Source organism: Photobacterium angustum (assembly GCF_003026365.1).
In the GTDB taxonomy this organism is placed as follows: Bacteria; Pseudomonadota; Gammaproteobacteria; order Enterobacterales; family Vibrionaceae; genus Photobacterium; species Photobacterium angustum.
In genome coordinates, this window is record NZ_PYOM01000013.1 from 49,400 (window position 1) to 66,394 (window position 16,995).

Here is a 16,995-nt window from a genome sequence, read left to right on the forward strand (position 1 = left end):
TATAACAGGACCAGAATATGCTTAATTACGGAAAACATAAGAGAGTGTTAATTTTTGATAACTCGCAAAAAACAGGGGTTATTGCGAATGCAATTGATCGTTTAATCGAACAATTTAAAAATGAATCAATTACCGTTCTTAGTGCCTCTTCTTATGATGATTGTTATTCTATTCTAAATGTTAATTTAGCGATTGATTGCTTAATGTTGACCTCGAGCATGACAGGGCAGCAACAAGAAGAAAACGATATGTTCTTTTCGTTGATTGAAAAACTAAATCAACGCCAAGATGGAGTTCCCGTCTTTTTATTAGCAGAAAGAAAAAAAGTGACCCTGACGATTAACCGAGAGTTAATGTCTCAGGTTGATGAGTTTGTATGGATATTAGAAGATACGGCCGACTTTATTGCTGGTCGTGCAATGGCGGCGATGGAGCGATATCGAGAGCAATTGTTGCCACCACTCGCATCAGCGATGATGAAATATGATGATATTCATGAGTATTCATGGGCAGCGCCTGGACACCAAGGCGGTGTCGGTTTCCGTAAAACACCAGCAGGTCAACGATTCTATAACTATTATGGTGAAGGTCTATTCCGCTCTGATATGGGGATCGAGCGAGGCTCACTGGGCTCGTTATTGGATCATACGGGAGCGTTTGGTGAGAGTGAAGAATACGCAGCAAAAGTCTTTGGTGCAGATAAATCCTATTCTTTAGTCACTGGTACATCAGGTGCAAACCGTACCATTATGCAAATTTGTATGCGTGAAAATACGCTCGCTATCTGTGACCGAAACTGTCACAAATCTATTGAGCAGGGGTTAATGCTTACTGGTGCATTACCGGTTTACATGGTACCAACTCGAAATCGTTACGGTATTATCGGTCCTATTTATCCAGATCAAATGTCGCCCGAAGGCTTAAAGAAATCAGCAGAAAGTAGCGAGTTAACCAAATCAAAAGCGGGTGGACAGGCAACTTATGCAGTGGTGACAAACTGTACCTATGATGGTTTGTGTTATAAAGCTAAGCGTGCGCAAGATATATTAGCTGAAAGTAGTAATCGTATTCACTTTGATGAAGCTTGGTATGGCTATGCACGTTTTAATCCTATTTATACCGATCACTTTGCGATGCGTGGTGAGCCAATAGAAGATCCTGATGCACCAACTGTGTTTGCGACCCACTCAACGCATAAGTTATTAAACGCATTGTCACAGGCGTCATGGATCCATGTGCGCTATGGTAAAGATCATATTAACTTTGAGCGTTTCAATCAGTCTTACATGATGCATGCGACAACATCACCCTTGTATGCAATTAGTGCCTCTAACGATATTGCTGTATCACAAATGGATGGTCCTCGCGGTCAGTCACTTACCCATGAAGTGATTAAAGAAGCGATTGATTATCGTCAGGCTATGGGGCGTTTGCATCGAGAATTTGCTGCTGATGGTGAGTGGTTCTTCAAACCATGGAATGCAGAAACGATCACTGATCCTGAAACAGGTAAAGTCTATGATTTTGAAGATGCGCCTGCAGAGCTTTTGGCAACACATCAAGATTTCTGGGTGATGAAGCCAGGTGATAAATGGCATGGCTTTGAAGATATGCCTGCTGATTGGTGTATGCTCGATCCAATTAAAGTCAGTATCTTAGCTCCTGGTATGGGAGATGACGGTAAGTTATTGGATACAGGTGTACCTGCAGCACTGGTTACACAATACCTTACTCGATTTGGCATAGTGCCAACCCGAACGACAGACTTCCAAGTCATGTTCTTATTCTCAATGGGGATCACTAAAGGTAAATGGGCAACGCTTGTTAATACCTTATTGAGCTTTAAAACACATTACGATAACAATACGCCACTGAAAAACGCTTTACCGGATCTCGTTGCTGCTCATCCTGACGTGTATGGGCATTTAGGCTTAAAAGATCTTGGTGATAAGATGTTTGGCTATTTGAAACACCATACACCATCGGAAATGCTTAATGCTGCTTATTCAACGTTACCGAAGGCTGATATTACGCCACGCGCTGCGTTTGAAGCGATAGTTGATGATAATGTTGAGATGGTACCTTCTGATAAGCTACAAGGTCGTATTGCAGCAAATGCGGTTATCCCATATCCACCGGGTATTCCAATGTTGATGTCAGGTGAGAACTTTGGTGATGATAGTAGCCCGCAGATTGGTTATCTTCATAGCCTTGAAGTATGGGATAAAGAATTCCCAGGGTTTGAGCATGAGACAGAAGGGACTGAAGTTGAAGATGGTGTTTATCACGTGATGTGTGTGAAAAATAAGTAACGTGATTTAGCACTAAAAGAAAAGGTAGCTCTACATTATTGAGCTACCTTTTTTGTTGTTTCTTGCTTTGTCGTAACTTGGTAACTAAATTCTATTTCGATATCTGATTTAGGGATTGAACGACAGGTTAATATTTCATTTTGTGCAATAAAAGCGAGTGCGTCATGTTGATCGACTGCACCTTGCTTTAACTTACAACGGCAAGCACCGCACATACCATTTCGACATTGGTATTCAGGTTGAACCCCCGCTTGTTCTAGCTGCTTGAGCAGAGGCTCATGGTTATTCCCATGAACCTCCACACCATTAACCTTAATGGTTAATTGACTCATAGCTCGAAGTCACCAAGATCATCTGCACTTACATCGTTGTCAATTTGACCAACAAGGTATGAACTGATCTCAGCTTCTTGTGGTGCAACCTGTACATTGTCAGAAGATAACCAAGAGTTAATCCATGGAATTGGGTTTTGCGTTGCACCGTCATAGGCTGGACGTAAACCCACAGCAACCATACGTAGGTTGGTAATATATTCTACATATTGACATAGGATTTGCTTATTTAAGCCAATCATTGAGCCATCTTTAAAGAGGTAATCTGCCCATTCTTTTTCTTGCTCAGCAGCGGCTTTGAATATATCAAAACATTCTTGCTCACACTCTGCTGCAATTTCTGCCATTTCAGGATCGTCGTGACCGTTACGTAGTAAGTTCAGAATATGCTGGGTACCGGTTAGGTGTAATGCTTCATCACGCGCAATGAGCTTGATGATTTTTGCATTACCTTCCATTAGCTCACGTTCAGCGAAGGCGAATGAACACGCGAAGCTGACATAAAAGCGAATAGCTTCTAAAGCATTTACTGACATTAAACAAAGGTAGAGTTTTTTCTTTAACTCATGAAGGTTGACCGTAAATGGAACACCATTAGCTGAATGATTACCTTCACCATAACGGTGATAATCATTAGTCGCAGAAATTAGAGCATCATAGTATTTAGAAATATCACCAGCACGCTTGATAATATGCTCATTCTCGACAATATCGTCAAAAACAACTGAAGGGTTGTTAACGATATTGCGGATAATATGCGTATAAGAACGTGAGTGGATTGTTTCAGAGAACGACCAAGTTTCGATCCATGTTTCTAATTCAGGAAGAGAAACAATCGGTAATAGTGCTACGTTAGGACTACGACCTTGAATCGAATCAAGTAATGTTTGGTATTTTAGATTACTAATGAAAATGTGCTTTTCATGATCTGGCAGGTTGTTGTAATTAATACGATCGCCAGAAACATCTACTTCTTCTGGACGCCAGAAAAAGGATAGTTGTTTTTCGATAAGCTTTTCGAAAATTTCAAATTTTTGTTGGTCGTAGCGAGCAACATTCACTGATTGACCAAAGAACATAGGTTCTTTTAATTGATCATTACGTGTTTGACAAAAAGTACTGTAAGCCATGATTTCCTCAAATCAAAGGGGAGCCATGAGGCTCCCATTTAATAATTAAATTTTACAACTGGTGCAATCGTCTGCTGCCATATCACCCTGACTATCAGAGGCACCATCACGAGTGTTATGGTAGTAAAGGGTTTTCACGCCAAGTTTGTAAGCATTTAGTAGATCTTTAAGTAGCAACTTCATTGGAACTTTACCGCCAGCTTGCTTACTTGGATCATAATTGGTGTTAGCCGAGATCGCTTGGTCGATAAATTTCTGCATGATACCCACAAGTTGTAGGTAACCGTCGTTACTGCCGATATTCCATAGTAGCTCGTAGTTATCTTTGTACTTAGCGTACTCAGGAACAACTTGCTTGAGGATACCATCTTTTGACGCCTTAACAGAAACGAAACCACGTGGTGGCTCAATACCATTTGTCGCATTAGAAATTTGCGACGATGTTTCTGATGGCATTAATGCAGATAGGGTTGAGTTACGTAGACCGTGTGTTTTGATCTCTTCACGTAATGTTTCCCAATCGTAGCGTAATTCAGCAGAGCAAATATTATTGATATCTTTTTTATACGTATCAATAGGTAGAATACCTTGTGAATACGTTGTCTCATTAAATGCTGGACAAGGACCTTGTTCTTTAGCCAGATTTACAGAAGCTTTTAATAAGTAATATTGAATTGCTTCAAAGGCTTCGTGTGTCAGATTATTTGCGCTGCCGTCAGAGTAGCGAACACCATTTTTCGCTAAGTAGTAAGCAAAGTTAATAACACCCACACCTAATGTACGGCGGTTCATCGTTGAACGACGCGCAGCTGGAAGTGGGTAATCTTGGTAATCTAATAATGCATCAAGCGCACGAACAGTTAGCTCAGCAAGCTCTTCTAAATCATCAAGGCTATCAATAGCACCTAGGTTAAATGCAGACAGCGTACACAGTGCAATTTCACCGTTTTCATCTTCAACGTTGTTCAGTGGCTTAGTCGGCAGTGCGATTTCAAGACACAGGTTAGATTGACGAATTGGTGCAACCGCCGGATCAAATGGGCTGTGTGTATTACAGTGGTCAACGTTTTGGATGTAAATACGACCTGTTGACGCACGCTCTTGCATTAGTAGTGAGAACAGATCAATCGCTTTGATTGTTTCACGCTTGATGCTGCTATCTTGCTCATACTTTAGGTATAAACGCTCGAACTCTTCTTGATCAGCAAAAAATGCATCGTACATTCCTGGTACGTCAGAAGGAGAGAACAGAGAAATGCTTTCGCCTTTAATCAAACGGGTATACATCAGTTTGTTGATTTGTACGCCGTAGTCCATATGACGAACACGGTTTTCTTCAACACCACGGTTATTTTTAAGTACTAAGAGTGATTCAACTTCACGGTGCCAAAGAGGGTAGAACAGTGTTGCTGCACCACCGCGTACGCCACCTTGCGAACAACATTTAACGGCTGTTTGGAAGTACTTGTAAAATGGGATACAACCGGTATGGAATGCTTCACCATCACGGATTTCTGAACCCAATGCACGAATACGACCAGCATTAATACCAATACCTGCACGTTGTGACACGTAACGAACAATAGAACTTGCTGTCGCATTGATAGAATCAAGGCTGTCATCACATTCAATCAGTACACAAGAGCTAAATTGACGTGTTGGCGTACGAACACCAGACATAATTGGTGTTGGTAGTGAAATTTTAAATAGTGATGATGCATCGTAGAAACGCTTAATGTAATCAAGACGTGTTTCTTTTGGATACTTATTAAATAAAGCTGCTGCAATCAGGATGTATAGGAATTGGGCACTTTCAAAAATTTCACCTGATACACGGTTTTGAACAAGGTATTTACCTTCAAGTTGCTTAACCGCTGCGTATGAAAAGTTCATATCACGCCAGTGATCGATAAAATTATCCATCACTGCAAATTCTTCTTCAGTGTAATCTTCTAATAAGTGACCGTCGTACTTGCCTTTAGCGACAAGGTTCTTAACGTGCTCATATAGCTTTGGTGGCTCAAATTGACCATAGGCTTTTTTACGAAGATGGAAAATCGCCAAACGTGCAGCAAGATATTGGTAATCTGGCGTGTCTTCGGAGATTAAATCAGCTGCAGCTTTAATAATTGTTTCATGAATATCATCAGTACGAATGCCATCGTAAAATTGAATATGAGACTTTAATTCAACCTGTGATACGGAAACATTTTCTAAACCTTCTGCCGCCCACTCAATAACTCGGTGGATTTTATCTAGATCGATATTTTCAGTACGGCCGTCGCGCTTGGTAACTGTTAGTTGTTGAGTCATTTTTAGTTAGTTTCCCAGTTTTCCTTGCCTATGAGCTTTTTTTGCAACTTTTATAAATAGATTAGCAAAGAATGTGATCTTTAGTAAAAATTCTTGTAAGACAAAAACACTACATATTGGGGTGTGCTGTCAAAGTGATTACAAGATAGTGGTGATTTCGCTTTTTTGCAAGATGACATTTTTTGACCAGCTGTGGATAAGATGGGGATTTTTATAAAAAAGTCAGTGCCTACTTACTTAACTCGCTAATGCCATCAATTAGATAGCAAATTGCAATATTTGAGGATGAGATTTTAGTGAGAAAAAAAATATATTTTTATTGAAATTTCGTGATTTTAGAGGTTCGAAAATTGTTGTGAGTGATATCAATAAATACTAAGTAACCCTTGATATAACAAGATATTTTTGAGTGACTATGTACACAGTTTATTGGTCTAATGTTACTGAGATGTTTGTTGGTAGGAGATCTAAAATGCATGAGGTTGAATAACTAGGTGTAGCTTCAACATTAAATATTCAATGTTGAAGCTAAAAGCATTATTTATGTAGGTTAGTTTTGTTTTTGGGTGTGAACGATATAGTTCACATCAACATTGGAGCCTAAACTATAAGCATTTGTTAGAGGATTATAATGTAAACCTATAATATGACGCTCTTCTAGTTCTGTTTTATCAATCATTGCGATTAATTCAGAAGGGCGAATAAACTTATTATGATCGTGTGTCCCTTTGGGAACGATACGCATCACATGCTCTGCGCCAACAATAGCAAAAAGGTAAGATTTTATATTACGGTTTAAGGTAGAGAAGAAAACGTGACCGCCTGGCTTAACCATTTTGGCACAGGCTGCAATAATTGATGCAGGATCAGGAACATGCTCTAGCATTTCCATACATGTAATAACATCATAATATCCATGACGCTCATCAGCATGCTCTTCTGCTGTTGATTGAATGTAATCTAACTTTGTCCCTGTCTCTAATGCATGTAAACGAGCAACGGTTAATGGTTCTTTGCCCATATCGAGACCTGTTACCTCAGCGCCTTCTATCGCCATACTTTCTGCTAAAATACCACCGCCACAACCGACATCGAGTACCTTTTTGCCAAATAGACCATTGGAATGATCAATAACGTAATTTAGACGAAGGGGATTAATTTGATGAAGAGGTTTAAATTCACCTTCTAGATCCCACCAGCGAGAGGCCATTTCTTCAAATTTACTGATCTCTGCTGGATCGACATTTTGTGGTTTGCTCATTACATTGATGCCATTTTCCTTAATTGATACTACACATTATGCGAAATAATTGAATGGTTGCAAAGCGGTAAAATAAAAGGGATTGATTCAGAAAAGAAAAAGCCAAACCAGATGTGTTTGGCTATTTGTTTATGTATTGATAGCAAAACTAATCGTTAAAGGAAGCTAAGGTGGCAGGAATAAGCTCTGGGCTCACAGAACTACCAAGAAAAGTGAGCGTAGCAAGTATTGCCATTAAGATGTATTTTCCAATGACTATTGATAGTCCAATCATATTTATAGCTGTACCATCAGCGTATCCTTATGCATCCATGACATAGGTGAATAAGATTTTGACCTATAATCTGCCTATCTATTGTATATTAGTTTATTAACCTTGCTATCTTAATGGGTATAGGGGGTAAAAGTTGCGACAACTCCCAATCTTATGATTCATTAATCAATTGCAACGCGTACAGTTAAAAATTAAGTTATCAGTCTAGTTTTTACAAACCGTTACATATTCGGTAAGTTAGAATAGTTACATTATGATTTGAGTTGTTCTTCCAATAGTGTGTAATTTATAAACAGGTGCATATATTCAATTCACAATTGTGACATCGTTTATTTCTGTTTTATTTCATTTCCGCTAAATTACTCACAACATAAGTCGTGAAAGGTGTGCCTATTAGGGCTGTAATATGCTATATTCTTACGCCTTGCACGTATAAAAATACGACAGAAATTACCTGAGGGATATTGGCTCCATGAGCGATCTTGCAAAAGAGATCACGCCCATAAATATTGAAGATGAGCTGAAAAGCTCTTACCTCGACTATGCGATGTCAGTAATCGTTGGTCGTGCTCTTCCTGATGTGCGTGATGGCCTTAAGCCAGTACACCGCCGCGTTTTATTCGCGATGAATGTACTAGGCAATGACTGGAATAAAGCATATAAAAAATCTGCCCGTGTGGTAGGTGATGTTATCGGTAAATATCACCCACATGGTGATAGTGCTGTGTACGATACAATTGTACGTATGGCTCAACCATTCTCGTTGCGTTACATGCTCGTAGATGGTCAGGGTAACTTTGGTTCAATCGACGGCGATTCAGCCGCTGCGATGCGTTATACCGAAGTTCGTATGTCTAAAATCGCACATGAACTACTTGCTGATCTAGATAAAGAAACTGTGGATTATGTACCAAACTACGATGGTACAGAGCAAATTCCTGCAGTATTACCAACAAAGATTCCTAACCTATTGGTGAATGGTTCTTCTGGTATCGCTGTAGGTATGGCAACAAATATTCCGCCGCATAATCTAGGTGAAGTGATCAATGGCTGTTTGGCTTACATCAACGATGAAGACATCACCATTGATCAGCTAATGGAATACATTCCAGGCCCAGATTTCCCGACAGCTGCATTGATCAGTGGTCGTAAAGGGATTGTTGACGCTTACAAAACTGGCCGCGGTAAAGTTTACATGCGCGCTAAAGCGGAGATTGAAGTTGAGAAGAATGGTAAAGAAACCATTGTTGTTCACGAAATCCCATACCAAGTTAACAAAGCTCGCTTAATCGAAAAGATTGCAGAGCTAGTTAAAGATAAGAAAGTTGAAGGCATTAGTGCACTACGCGATGAATCTGATAAAGATGGTATGCGTATTGTTATTGAATGTAAGCGTGATGCTGTAGGTGAAGTTGTTCTTAACAACCTTTATGCACAAACTCAGCTACAAACAACATTCGGCATCAACATGGTTGCACTGGATAACGGTCAGCCAAAAATCTTTAACTTAAAAGAAATGCTGAAGTGCTTCGTGAATCACCGCCGTGAGGTGGTAACACGTCGTACTATTTACGAATTGCGTAAAGCGCGTGATCGTGCACACATCCTTGAAGGCCTTGCTCTTGCTTTGGCTAACATTGATGAAATTATTGAGCTTATCCGTCGTGCTCCAACGCCAGCAGAAGCAAAAGCTGGGTTAATAGCTCGTGGCTGGGATCTTGGTAATGTAGCAGCAATGCTTGAGCGTGCTGGTACAGATGCTGCACGTCCAGAGTGGCTTGAAGAGCAGTTTGGTATACGTGATAACCAGTACTACCTAACAGAGCAACAAGCACAAGCGATTCTTGATCTACGCCTGCACAAGCTAACAGGGCTTGAGCACGAGAAGATTTTAGAAGAGTACAAAGCACTACTGGATGAAATCGCAGAACTAATGCACATCCTTTCAAGCTCTGAGCGCTTGATGGAAGTGATTCGCGAAGAACTAGAGTTAGTGAAAGAGCAGTTCAGCGACGTACGTCGTACTGAGATCACTGCTGCTAGCCACGACATCGATATGGAAGATCTGATCACCCAAGAAGATGTTGTTGTGACACTATCTCACGAAGGTTACGTTAAGTATCAAGTGTTAAGCGACTATGAAGCACAGCGTCGTGGTGGTAAAGGTAAAGCTGCAACGCGTATGAAGGAAGAAGACTTCATTGAGCGTCTGCTAGTTGCTAATACCCACGATACGATTTTATGTTTCTCTAGCCGTGGTCGTATGTACTGGCTGAAGGTATATCAATTACCATTAGCAAGCCGTACTGCACGCGGTAAGCCAATTGTGAACATTCTACCTCTTGAAGAAAATGAGCGTATCACCGCTATTCTTCCAGTACGTGAATACACAGAAGACAAGTTCGTCTTTATGGCAACCGCTGACGGTACAGTGAAGAAAACACCATTAACTGACTTCAGTCGTCCTCGTAGTGCCGGTATTATTGCCGTGAATCTACGTGAAGGTGATTCATTGATCGGTGTTGATGTTACTGACGGCGATTGCGACATCATGCTGTTCTCTGCATTTGGTAAAGTTGTTCGCTTCTACGAAAGCCCTGTAATTGATGCTGAAGGCAACGCGAAAGGCGGTGTTCGAGGTATGGGCCGTACTGCCGCAGGTGTTCGTGGTATCAAGCTTGCTGAAGGCGATAAAGTGATTTCACTTATCGTTCCTCATAACGATGGCGATGTACTAACAGTAACTGAAAACGGTTACGGTAAGCGTACAGAACTGGCAGAATATCCAGCGAAGAGCCGTGCAACGCAAGGTGTTGTATCGATTAAGGTTTCTGAGCGTAATGGTCGCGTTGTTGGTGCTGTTCAAGCAGAAGACGGCGATGAATTCATGATGATCACTAACGCTGGTACGCTTGTTCGTACTCGTGTTTCTGAAGTAAGTCGTGTTGGCCGTAACACCCAAGGTGTAACGCTTATCCGTACAACTGAAGGCGAAAAAGTTGTTGGTCTTCAACGTATTGATGAACCAGAAGAAGAATTAATTGAAGATGCGGAATTAGTCGAAGGTGAAGCTGTAGAAAATACAGATCAACCAGCAACTGATACCAGCTCTGATGATTCAACTGAACAAGAATAAGTTATCTTAACTTGTTGGTGATATGAAATGGCGATTACTCCTAGAGTAGTCGCCATTTTTTTAACTCGGTATTTTGATTTTATTCAGAATGCATCAATATAGTTATTAAAACGCTCAATACGTGAGTTTTTGAATAAATCTACGTTGTCGTATTTGAAATATTTCACGAACATTCAATAATTCCAAATATTCCTCTGTTCGCTATTTTTTTGTGAGTAGACTTTTTGTACTTTGTTTATTCATCAAGCTAGCAATTTATAATAAAAACTTTTAAGTTGCTTAATAAAGGTGTAAAAACAAAGCATTGACATTTGCTGTAGTGGCAATGTTTTCTCTTATGTTGTTTTATAATGCTAAAAACGTTATGTGTTTGGTGTTATTAGCTTTATGAAGCAATAGGTATTTATTTTATTTCCCCAAGCAGGAGCAAAGTCAAAATTATGGATAAGGTTTATAACTTTTGCGCAGGACCCGCAATGATCCCAGCAGATGTTCTCGCCAAAGCTCAACAAGAATTGATTAACTGGAATGGTTTAGGTACTTCTGTGATGGAAGTAAGCCACCGTAGTAAAGAGTTTCTTGCTGTTGCTGCACAATCAGAACAAGATCTACGTGATCTTTTGAATATTCCTGCTAATTACCACGTGCTGTTTTGTCATGGTGGCGCACGTGGCCAGTTTGCTGCTGTACCGTTAAATTTACTGGGTGATGCAGAAACCGCTGACTATATGGATGGTGGCTTCTGGGCGCACAGTGCGATTGAAGAAGCAAAGAAATATTGCCAACCAAATGCGATTGATATTACCTGTGAAAAAGACGGTAAAAAGGCAGTACTACCGGCTTCACAATGGTCACTTTCTGACGATGCGGCTTTTGTGCATTTTTGTCCAAATGAAACGATTGATGGCATTGAAATCCGTGATTTGCCTCAGACGGATAAGCCAATTGTGGCTGATATGTCATCAACAATCTTATCGCGTAAGATTGATGTATCAAAATACGGTGTGATTTACGCCGGTGCACAAAAGAACATTGGCCCTGCTGGTTTAACGATTGTTATTGTACGTGATGATTTGCTTGGTAAAGCTAAATCTATTCTTCCAAGTATTCTTGATTACACGGTTCTGGTAGAAAAAGAATCGATGTTTAATACACCACCAACATTTGCATGGTATTTAGCTGCTGAAGTATTTAAATGGCTAAAAGCTGTTGGTGGGGTAGAAGCGATGGAAGAGCGTAATCTCGCTAAAGCTAAATTACTGTATGACTTTGTTGATCACTCTGACTTTTATATCAACGAAGTACACAGTGATAACCGTTCAATTATGAATGTGCCGTTTCAATTAAAAAATGCTGAGTTGGATAACTTGTTTTTAGAGCAAGCAGACTTGGCTGGCTTAAAAGCATTAAAAGGACATCGTGCAGTAGGTGGTATGCGAGCGTCAATCTACAATGCGATGCCATTAGAAGGTGTTCAAGCATTAGTTGATTTTATGGCTAAGTTCGAAAAAGAAAACGCGTAAAATCGAATAAAAATTAAAGCCATAATAGTCGATATTATGGCTTTTTTTAATTTTTAAACATTATAACAATTGCAGTTTAACGATATAAACAAAGACGCTAATTCTGTTACTTCTGCTAACAGTTTTATTATTGATGAAAAGCTTTTCATATATATAATCGCGAGCTCATACCCTAGCATGGCTTTTATCGTTATATGTGGAAAATGGCGTCAATTAAGTCATATTACAACAACTATATTAAAGATATATCAATTGTCTTTTTATTGTTATTGCCATTAACGATTTGTAACGCAATAACCATTTTTGTTGGTCACTCCTTAAATATCGCAGGCTTAACACAAGCGGCGAGTACGTTTTTCTATTTCTCTGATTTACTAATAGGTATTTATCCTATTACGTTGTGTATTATCACAAGCTATTACATTTCAACGAAACATGGTGTGAATGCCATGGTTGTTGTGCCGTATTCATTGCTTATGTACATTGCGATTTCGGTACCTAATGATCTAGTTGCGGCAAATACAGGACTACCTAATAATCCGCTTATTGCGCTGTTGACGGCAATTATTTCCGCAATGTGTTGTGTGTCGTTTCGTTTATTTCCACTTGATCCGTCTCGTTTAGATTTTGTGAAAACACTTTATAAACAAGTGGCTCATTTTTTTGCTTTTCTATTGATGACACTCGCACTTGCAAAGCTAATGGAAAGTTTCCTTGCTTTTAGTACGGGGGCGAGCAAGTTCATAACATTAAACCCATTAACGTTTTTAGGTGGTCTTGCATACCAATTTATCTTGGGTTTATTGGGCGCTGTAGGTATCAATGGACATAACTTTTTATTCCGCGCGAAACAGCAACTTTTTGAAAATACACAACTAAACATCGCAGCATGGCAAGCTGGAGACGCACCGTTAAATGTCTTAGGGCAAGGTTTTTATGATGCATTTTTATCAATGGGTGGCTCTGGAAATACGATCAGCCTTTTGCTATGTATTTTATTGTTTTCAAAAGATCGTCGTCATATCACGTTAGCAATATCAGCGATACCATTAGTGATCTTTAATATTAATGAGCTATTACTGTTTGGTTTGCCTATTATCTTTAATCCAATATTAATTGTGCCTTTTGTGTGTGTACCGTTAGTTAGTTTTGTTGTGGTTTATAGCGCTATATCATTAGGTTTAGTAAATCATGTTGGGACGATTGTTGATTGGATGACACCGCCATTATTAAGTGGCTATATTGCGACCCAAAATAGCATTGGTGGGGTTGTTCTACAGTTTGTGGTAATAACACTTGGTGTAATGATTTATCGTCCGTTTTATTTGAATTATGTTGGGCGAAGTCGTCAAAATAATATGATGATGAGCCGACAATCAGAATTAGAAAGCTCAACACTGAAAACCTTCTTAGGTGATATAAACCAAATGATGGGTAGTTACGTAAGTAAGCATGATATAAGCCGTCGGGTTAATCATATGCTTAATAACGGTGAGTTTGTAATGCATTATCAGCCACAGGTAAACGTAACTAACTCGGCGCAATTATCCTTTGAGGCATTAGTTCGTTATAAAGATAAAACGGGTAAGCTAACTCCGCCAATCTTTATTAATGATTTTTATCAGCTTGGTGCAATCAAACAATTGGATCAGATGGTTATCGATCTCGTTTTAAATGATATGCAAAATATGCCTTTAGATAATGGCTGTAAAGTGTCGGTGAATATTTCGGCAGAAAGTATTGCTGATCCTGTAATCATTCATCTGATCATGGAACGCTTACGCTTTTATAATATTGACCCAGAAAATTTAGAAGTTGAGATCACAGAAGAAGCTATTATCACTGAAGATAAGCAGATTTCTAAAAATATAGATGCACTACAAGCATTAGGGATCACTGTTGCTATCGATGACTTTGGCTCGGGTTATGCGTCATTTCCGCATTTACTTAAATTTAACTTCGATAAGGTAAAGCTTGATAGATCGTTGTTATTGAATACGCAAAATGAGCGAGAAAAGAACCTTTACCAATTGTTAGCTAAGATCAGTGAAGTAACGGGCTGTGTCTTGGTTGCAGAAGGTATTGAGACGGAACAAGAAAAACAGTTTGTTGAACAGTGTGGTATCGATATTTGCCAAGGCTATTATTTTGCGAAACCTATGCCATTAGATGAGGCACAGGTTTGGGCTAACAATAAGATCCGGATTTAATAAAAAGCCATACATTGGCTGTGGTTTTTTGTTTATTGTTTTGGATATATCAGTTTATCTGTATCGAAACCTGCTTTTTTAGCAATGTTGATATAACGTTCTAATTGCTTTGGACTTATTTGTTTTTGACGAGATAGCAACCAAAAGTAATCGTAGTTGTAACTGCTGATCAGCGCGGTTGAATAGTCAGGCTCTAAATAGAAAATAATATAGCTACCATAAAAAGGGCCAAAGAAAGAGACTTTAAGGTAGCCAACATTATCATTTTCTACAAATTTGGCTTTACCAATGGCTTCTTTCCATTCTTTTGACTGAGTATTAAATCCACGATTAACGACTTTTACGCTGCCATCTTCATTCATACTGTAAGTTGCAGTGACATAGTCTAAATCACGCTCAAAGCTATGATCCATTCTTGCTATTTCATGCCAAGTCCCCAGGTATTTATTAAGCACAAAAGGTGTAACCGCTTCAATATTGTTGGGTTTACCTGTTGTACATCCAAACATGGTTGCTAATAACACGATAAAGCTTAGTGGTTTAATATATTTTGCCATTAATTGTTCCTTAATTATTTGGCGGTAAAAATATGACACTAACGGTAAAGCTAATGTTGTCGTTAGTTATATTATAAGGCCAATTCATCTTTTCACAGATCCGCTGAACAATGACTAAACCACATCCATAGCCTTGATTATAGATCTCATTACCATCATGGCGGTTAGTAATTATTAGCGTATTTTTGCTTAACTTAATAATAATGTCACCAACACTATAACTAAATGCATTTTTTATTAGGTTGTTAATAATAATGGTGATGAAACTGAGTGGTGCGCTGATCGGAGTGTTACATGAAAGCGTCAGCTGATAACTGGTATCCTGTTTAGCAAATAAAGGTTTCATAACCGTGAGCTGCTTACTTAATTCGGCTTCTATATCGCAAATGACAAAGTGTTGCGGCTCTATATGCTGTTTTCCTAATAACAAAAAAGTTTCTGTGAGAATTTTCATATCCTCACTGGCTTGGTGCAAACGGTTTATCGCCTTTTTTGCAATCTTGGGTTGGTTAGGCACCTTATCAAGCAGCTCCGTAGAGCCCTGAATAACCATAATCGGCGTACGTAATTCATGCGATGCAAACCGGCTGAATTCTTGTTCTCGCTGAAAATAGTGTGAGATCGCACGTTTACTATCTAATAGTGCTTGTTCAATTGCTCGTGTTTCATTGTATTGGGTATCAATAGTAAACTCAGTTTGATCTGGCTGCATTTGACCGATCTTCTGCTTAATTTGCTCAAATGGATGCGATAACGAACGAATAAAATAGAAACTATATCCGCCCATTAATAGAGATAACAATACGCCAAAAATAAAGGTGAAGTAATGTAAGCTACTTTCATACTCATCTAAGTAATCATCAGCATCATCTTGATACACAACATACATTAAGCCTTTTCCTGAAGGATGTTTAAATACAATAAAGTGTTTATCTTCAGTGCCGCGAAGGTGTTCATAAAATCCGGGTTTACGGTATGGCTTAAGCCAATCTGGTAACGAATTTTGGCTCCAATAACTTTTAAATTCACTATTATTGGGAAGTGGGGCTTTTTCACCCATTTTCTTATAATCAATTTGGTACTGAGAAGATTCCTTATCTAACCAGTGATGAAGGCTAATTACTTCTAATTGATTTTCTGCAATATAAATGACTATCCAAAAAAGAACGAACATACTGAATGCCATAACACTAACGCTAAGTCCAACTTTTTGGTAAAGACTTGGATATTTATGCAGCTTTGATACGGTAGCCTTGTCCATGAATTGTCTCTAATCGTGAGTCGGAAAAACCTTTGTCAATGGCGTTGCGTAAACCATAAATATGACTTCGTAATGCATCACTGCAGGGCGATTCTTCTCCCCAAATGGTTTCGATTATTTGCTGTCTAGTGACAACATTAGGTGCATGTTGAACCAATAATTTTAATATTTTTAGTTGAGTACGATTTAACTTTATTATGTGGTTTTCTCGACGTACTTCATCTGTTTGGTTGTTTATTTGAATATCTGCATAGCTTAGCAATCCAATATCTTTACGCTGACCACGATTAGCGAGTGCCTTTATTCGAAGAGACAGCTCTTCCATCGCAAATGGCTTTAGAAGGTAATCATCGCCACCGGCTTTAAAGGCTGCGATTTTATCGTCGAGTGTATCTTTCGCCGTAAGGAAAAGAATTGGCGCGCCGCAAAAAAGCTCATTCCGAATTTTAGCAACGGTCGAAATACCATCCAATTTAGGCATCATGATATCCATGATAATCACGTCATAATAATTATCTTTAATTAATTTAAGCGCACTTTCACCGTGGTAAGCACAGTCAACAATATTGCCTTCAAGCTCAAGATAATCAGAGATTGTTTCAACGATTTGGTCATTATCATCAGCAATGAGTATTTTCACGTTTAGCCTTATGTTTTTCACGAATATTTCACGGAGGCAATATTAA

12 protein-coding genes are annotated in these 16,995 nt (G+C 39.1%); 5 read left to right on the forward strand and 7 right to left on the reverse strand.

Going from position 1 to position 16,995, the window contains the following annotated elements; translation table 11 throughout:
- Positions 1-17 precede the first annotated feature (17 nt).
- Complete coding sequence (gene adiA / locus CTN01_RS14270) at positions 18-2,312, forward strand: arginine decarboxylase (protein WP_045149588.1); 2,295 nt, start codon at positions 18-20, stop codon at positions 2,310-2,312.
- A 35-nt stretch (positions 2,313-2,347) separates the two neighbouring features.
- On the opposite strand, the gene yfaE is transcribed toward adiA, so the two are convergent.
- The 4 genes from yfaE to ubiG all read right to left on the reverse strand — a co-directional run bounded on the left by yfaE (position 2,348) and on the right by ubiG (position 7,348).
- A complete protein-coding gene (gene yfaE / locus CTN01_RS14275) occupies positions 2,348-2,644 on the reverse strand; it encodes a class I ribonucleotide reductase maintenance protein YfaE (protein WP_045149589.1) in 297 nt (98 codons plus the stop codon).
- The gene (nrdB, locus tag CTN01_RS14280) at positions 2,641-3,774 is read right to left on the reverse strand and encodes a class Ia ribonucleoside-diphosphate reductase subunit beta (protein WP_045127188.1); all 1,134 of its coding nucleotides are present in this window, start codon (positions 3,772-3,774) and stop codon (positions 2,641-2,643) included. Before nrdB ends, yfaE begins: the two co-directional genes overlap by 4 nt.
- A 45-nt stretch (positions 3,775-3,819) precedes the next feature.
- Positions 3,820-6,087: a class 1a ribonucleoside-diphosphate reductase subunit alpha gene (gene nrdA, locus CTN01_RS14285; protein WP_045149590.1), complete on the reverse strand. Its 2,268-nt coding sequence runs from the start codon at positions 6,085-6,087 to the stop codon at positions 3,820-3,822.
- Between the two features lie 550 nt (positions 6,088-6,637).
- Positions 6,638-7,348: a bifunctional 2-polyprenyl-6-hydroxyphenol methylase/3-demethylubiquinol 3-O-methyltransferase UbiG gene (ubiG, locus tag CTN01_RS14290; RefSeq protein WP_045127186.1), complete on the reverse strand. Its 711-nt coding sequence runs from the start codon at positions 7,346-7,348 to the stop codon at positions 6,638-6,640.
- Positions 7,349-7,518: 170 nt separating this feature from the next.
- Between ubiG and CTN01_RS22800 the strand changes: the two genes are divergently transcribed.
- The 4 genes from CTN01_RS22800 (at position 7,519) to CTN01_RS14305 (ending at position 14,491) form a co-directional block, all read left to right on the forward strand.
- The gene (locus CTN01_RS22800; protein ID WP_155395460.1) at positions 7,519-7,668 is read left to right on the forward strand and encodes a hypothetical protein; all 150 of its coding nucleotides are present in this window, start codon (positions 7,519-7,521) and stop codon (positions 7,666-7,668) included.
- Positions 7,669-8,094: 426 nt separating this feature from the next.
- Positions 8,095-10,758 carry a DNA topoisomerase (ATP-hydrolyzing) subunit A gene (gyrA, locus tag CTN01_RS14295; RefSeq protein WP_045149591.1) on the forward strand — a complete coding sequence of 888 codons (2,664 nt, stop codon included), beginning with the start codon at positions 8,095-8,097 and terminating at the stop codon, positions 10,756-10,758.
- 440 nt (positions 10,759-11,198) lie between these two features.
- Positions 11,199-12,281, forward strand: coding sequence for a 3-phosphoserine/phosphohydroxythreonine transaminase (serC, locus tag CTN01_RS14300; RefSeq protein ID WP_045131831.1), 1,083 nt, complete (start codon positions 11,199-11,201; stop codon positions 12,279-12,281).
- Between the two features lie 203 nt (positions 12,282-12,484).
- Entirely contained in the window at positions 12,485-14,491 is a 2,007-nt protein-coding gene (locus CTN01_RS14305) for an EAL domain-containing protein (protein ID WP_425259042.1), read from the forward strand.
- Positions 14,492-14,523: 32 nt separating this feature from the next.
- On the opposite strand, the gene CTN01_RS14310 is transcribed toward CTN01_RS14305, so the two are convergent.
- Genes CTN01_RS14310 through CTN01_RS14320 form a run of 3 tightly spaced genes read right to left on the reverse strand, consistent with a single transcriptional unit; the run spans position 14,524 to position 16,949 of the window.
- Positions 14,524-15,048: a lipocalin family protein gene (locus CTN01_RS14310; protein ID WP_045082610.1), complete on the reverse strand. Its 525-nt coding sequence runs from the start codon at positions 15,046-15,048 to the stop codon at positions 14,524-14,526.
- A 10-nt stretch (positions 15,049-15,058) separates the two neighbouring features.
- On the reverse strand, positions 15,059-16,309 hold the full coding sequence (locus tag CTN01_RS14315) for a sensor histidine kinase (RefSeq protein ID WP_045082609.1): 1,251 nt from the start codon (positions 16,307-16,309) through the stop codon (positions 15,059-15,061).
- Positions 16,278-16,949, reverse strand: a complete 672-nt coding sequence (locus tag CTN01_RS14320; protein ID WP_045127184.1) for a response regulator transcription factor — start codon at positions 16,947-16,949, stop codon at positions 16,278-16,280. The genes CTN01_RS14315 and CTN01_RS14320 overlap by 32 nt, the downstream gene beginning before the upstream one ends.
- Positions 16,950-16,995 lie beyond the last annotated feature (46 nt).

Bases quoted from the DNA above. Each gene is read 5' to 3' on its own strand.
- adiA (WP_045149588.1), top strand. From the start codon at position 18: ATGCTTAATTACGGAAAACATAAGAGAGTGTTAATTTTTGATAACTCG.
- yfaE (WP_045149589.1), bottom strand. From the start codon at position 2,644: ATGAGTCAATTAACCATTAAGGTTAATGGTGTGGAGGTTCATGGGAAT.
- nrdB (WP_045127188.1), bottom strand. From the start codon at position 3,774: ATGGCTTACAGTACTTTTTGTCAAACACGTAATGATCAATTAAAAGAA.
- nrdA (WP_045149590.1), bottom strand. From the start codon at position 6,087: ATGACTCAACAACTAACAGTTACCAAGCGCGACGGCCGTACTGAAAAT.
- ubiG (WP_045127186.1), bottom strand. From the start codon at position 7,348: ATGAGCAAACCACAAAATGTCGATCCAGCAGAGATCAGTAAATTTGAA.
- gyrA (WP_045149591.1), top strand. From the start codon at position 8,095: ATGAGCGATCTTGCAAAAGAGATCACGCCCATAAATATTGAAGATGAG.
- serC (WP_045131831.1), top strand. From the start codon at position 11,199: ATGGATAAGGTTTATAACTTTTGCGCAGGACCCGCAATGATCCCAGCA.
- CTN01_RS14305 (WP_425259042.1), top strand. From the start codon at position 12,485: ATGGCGTCAATTAAGTCATATTACAACAACTATATTAAAGATATATCA.
- CTN01_RS14310 (WP_045082610.1), bottom strand. From the start codon at position 15,048: ATGGCAAAATATATTAAACCACTAAGCTTTATCGTGTTATTAGCAACC.
- CTN01_RS14315 (WP_045082609.1), bottom strand. From the start codon at position 16,309: ATGGACAAGGCTACCGTATCAAAGCTGCATAAATATCCAAGTCTTTAC.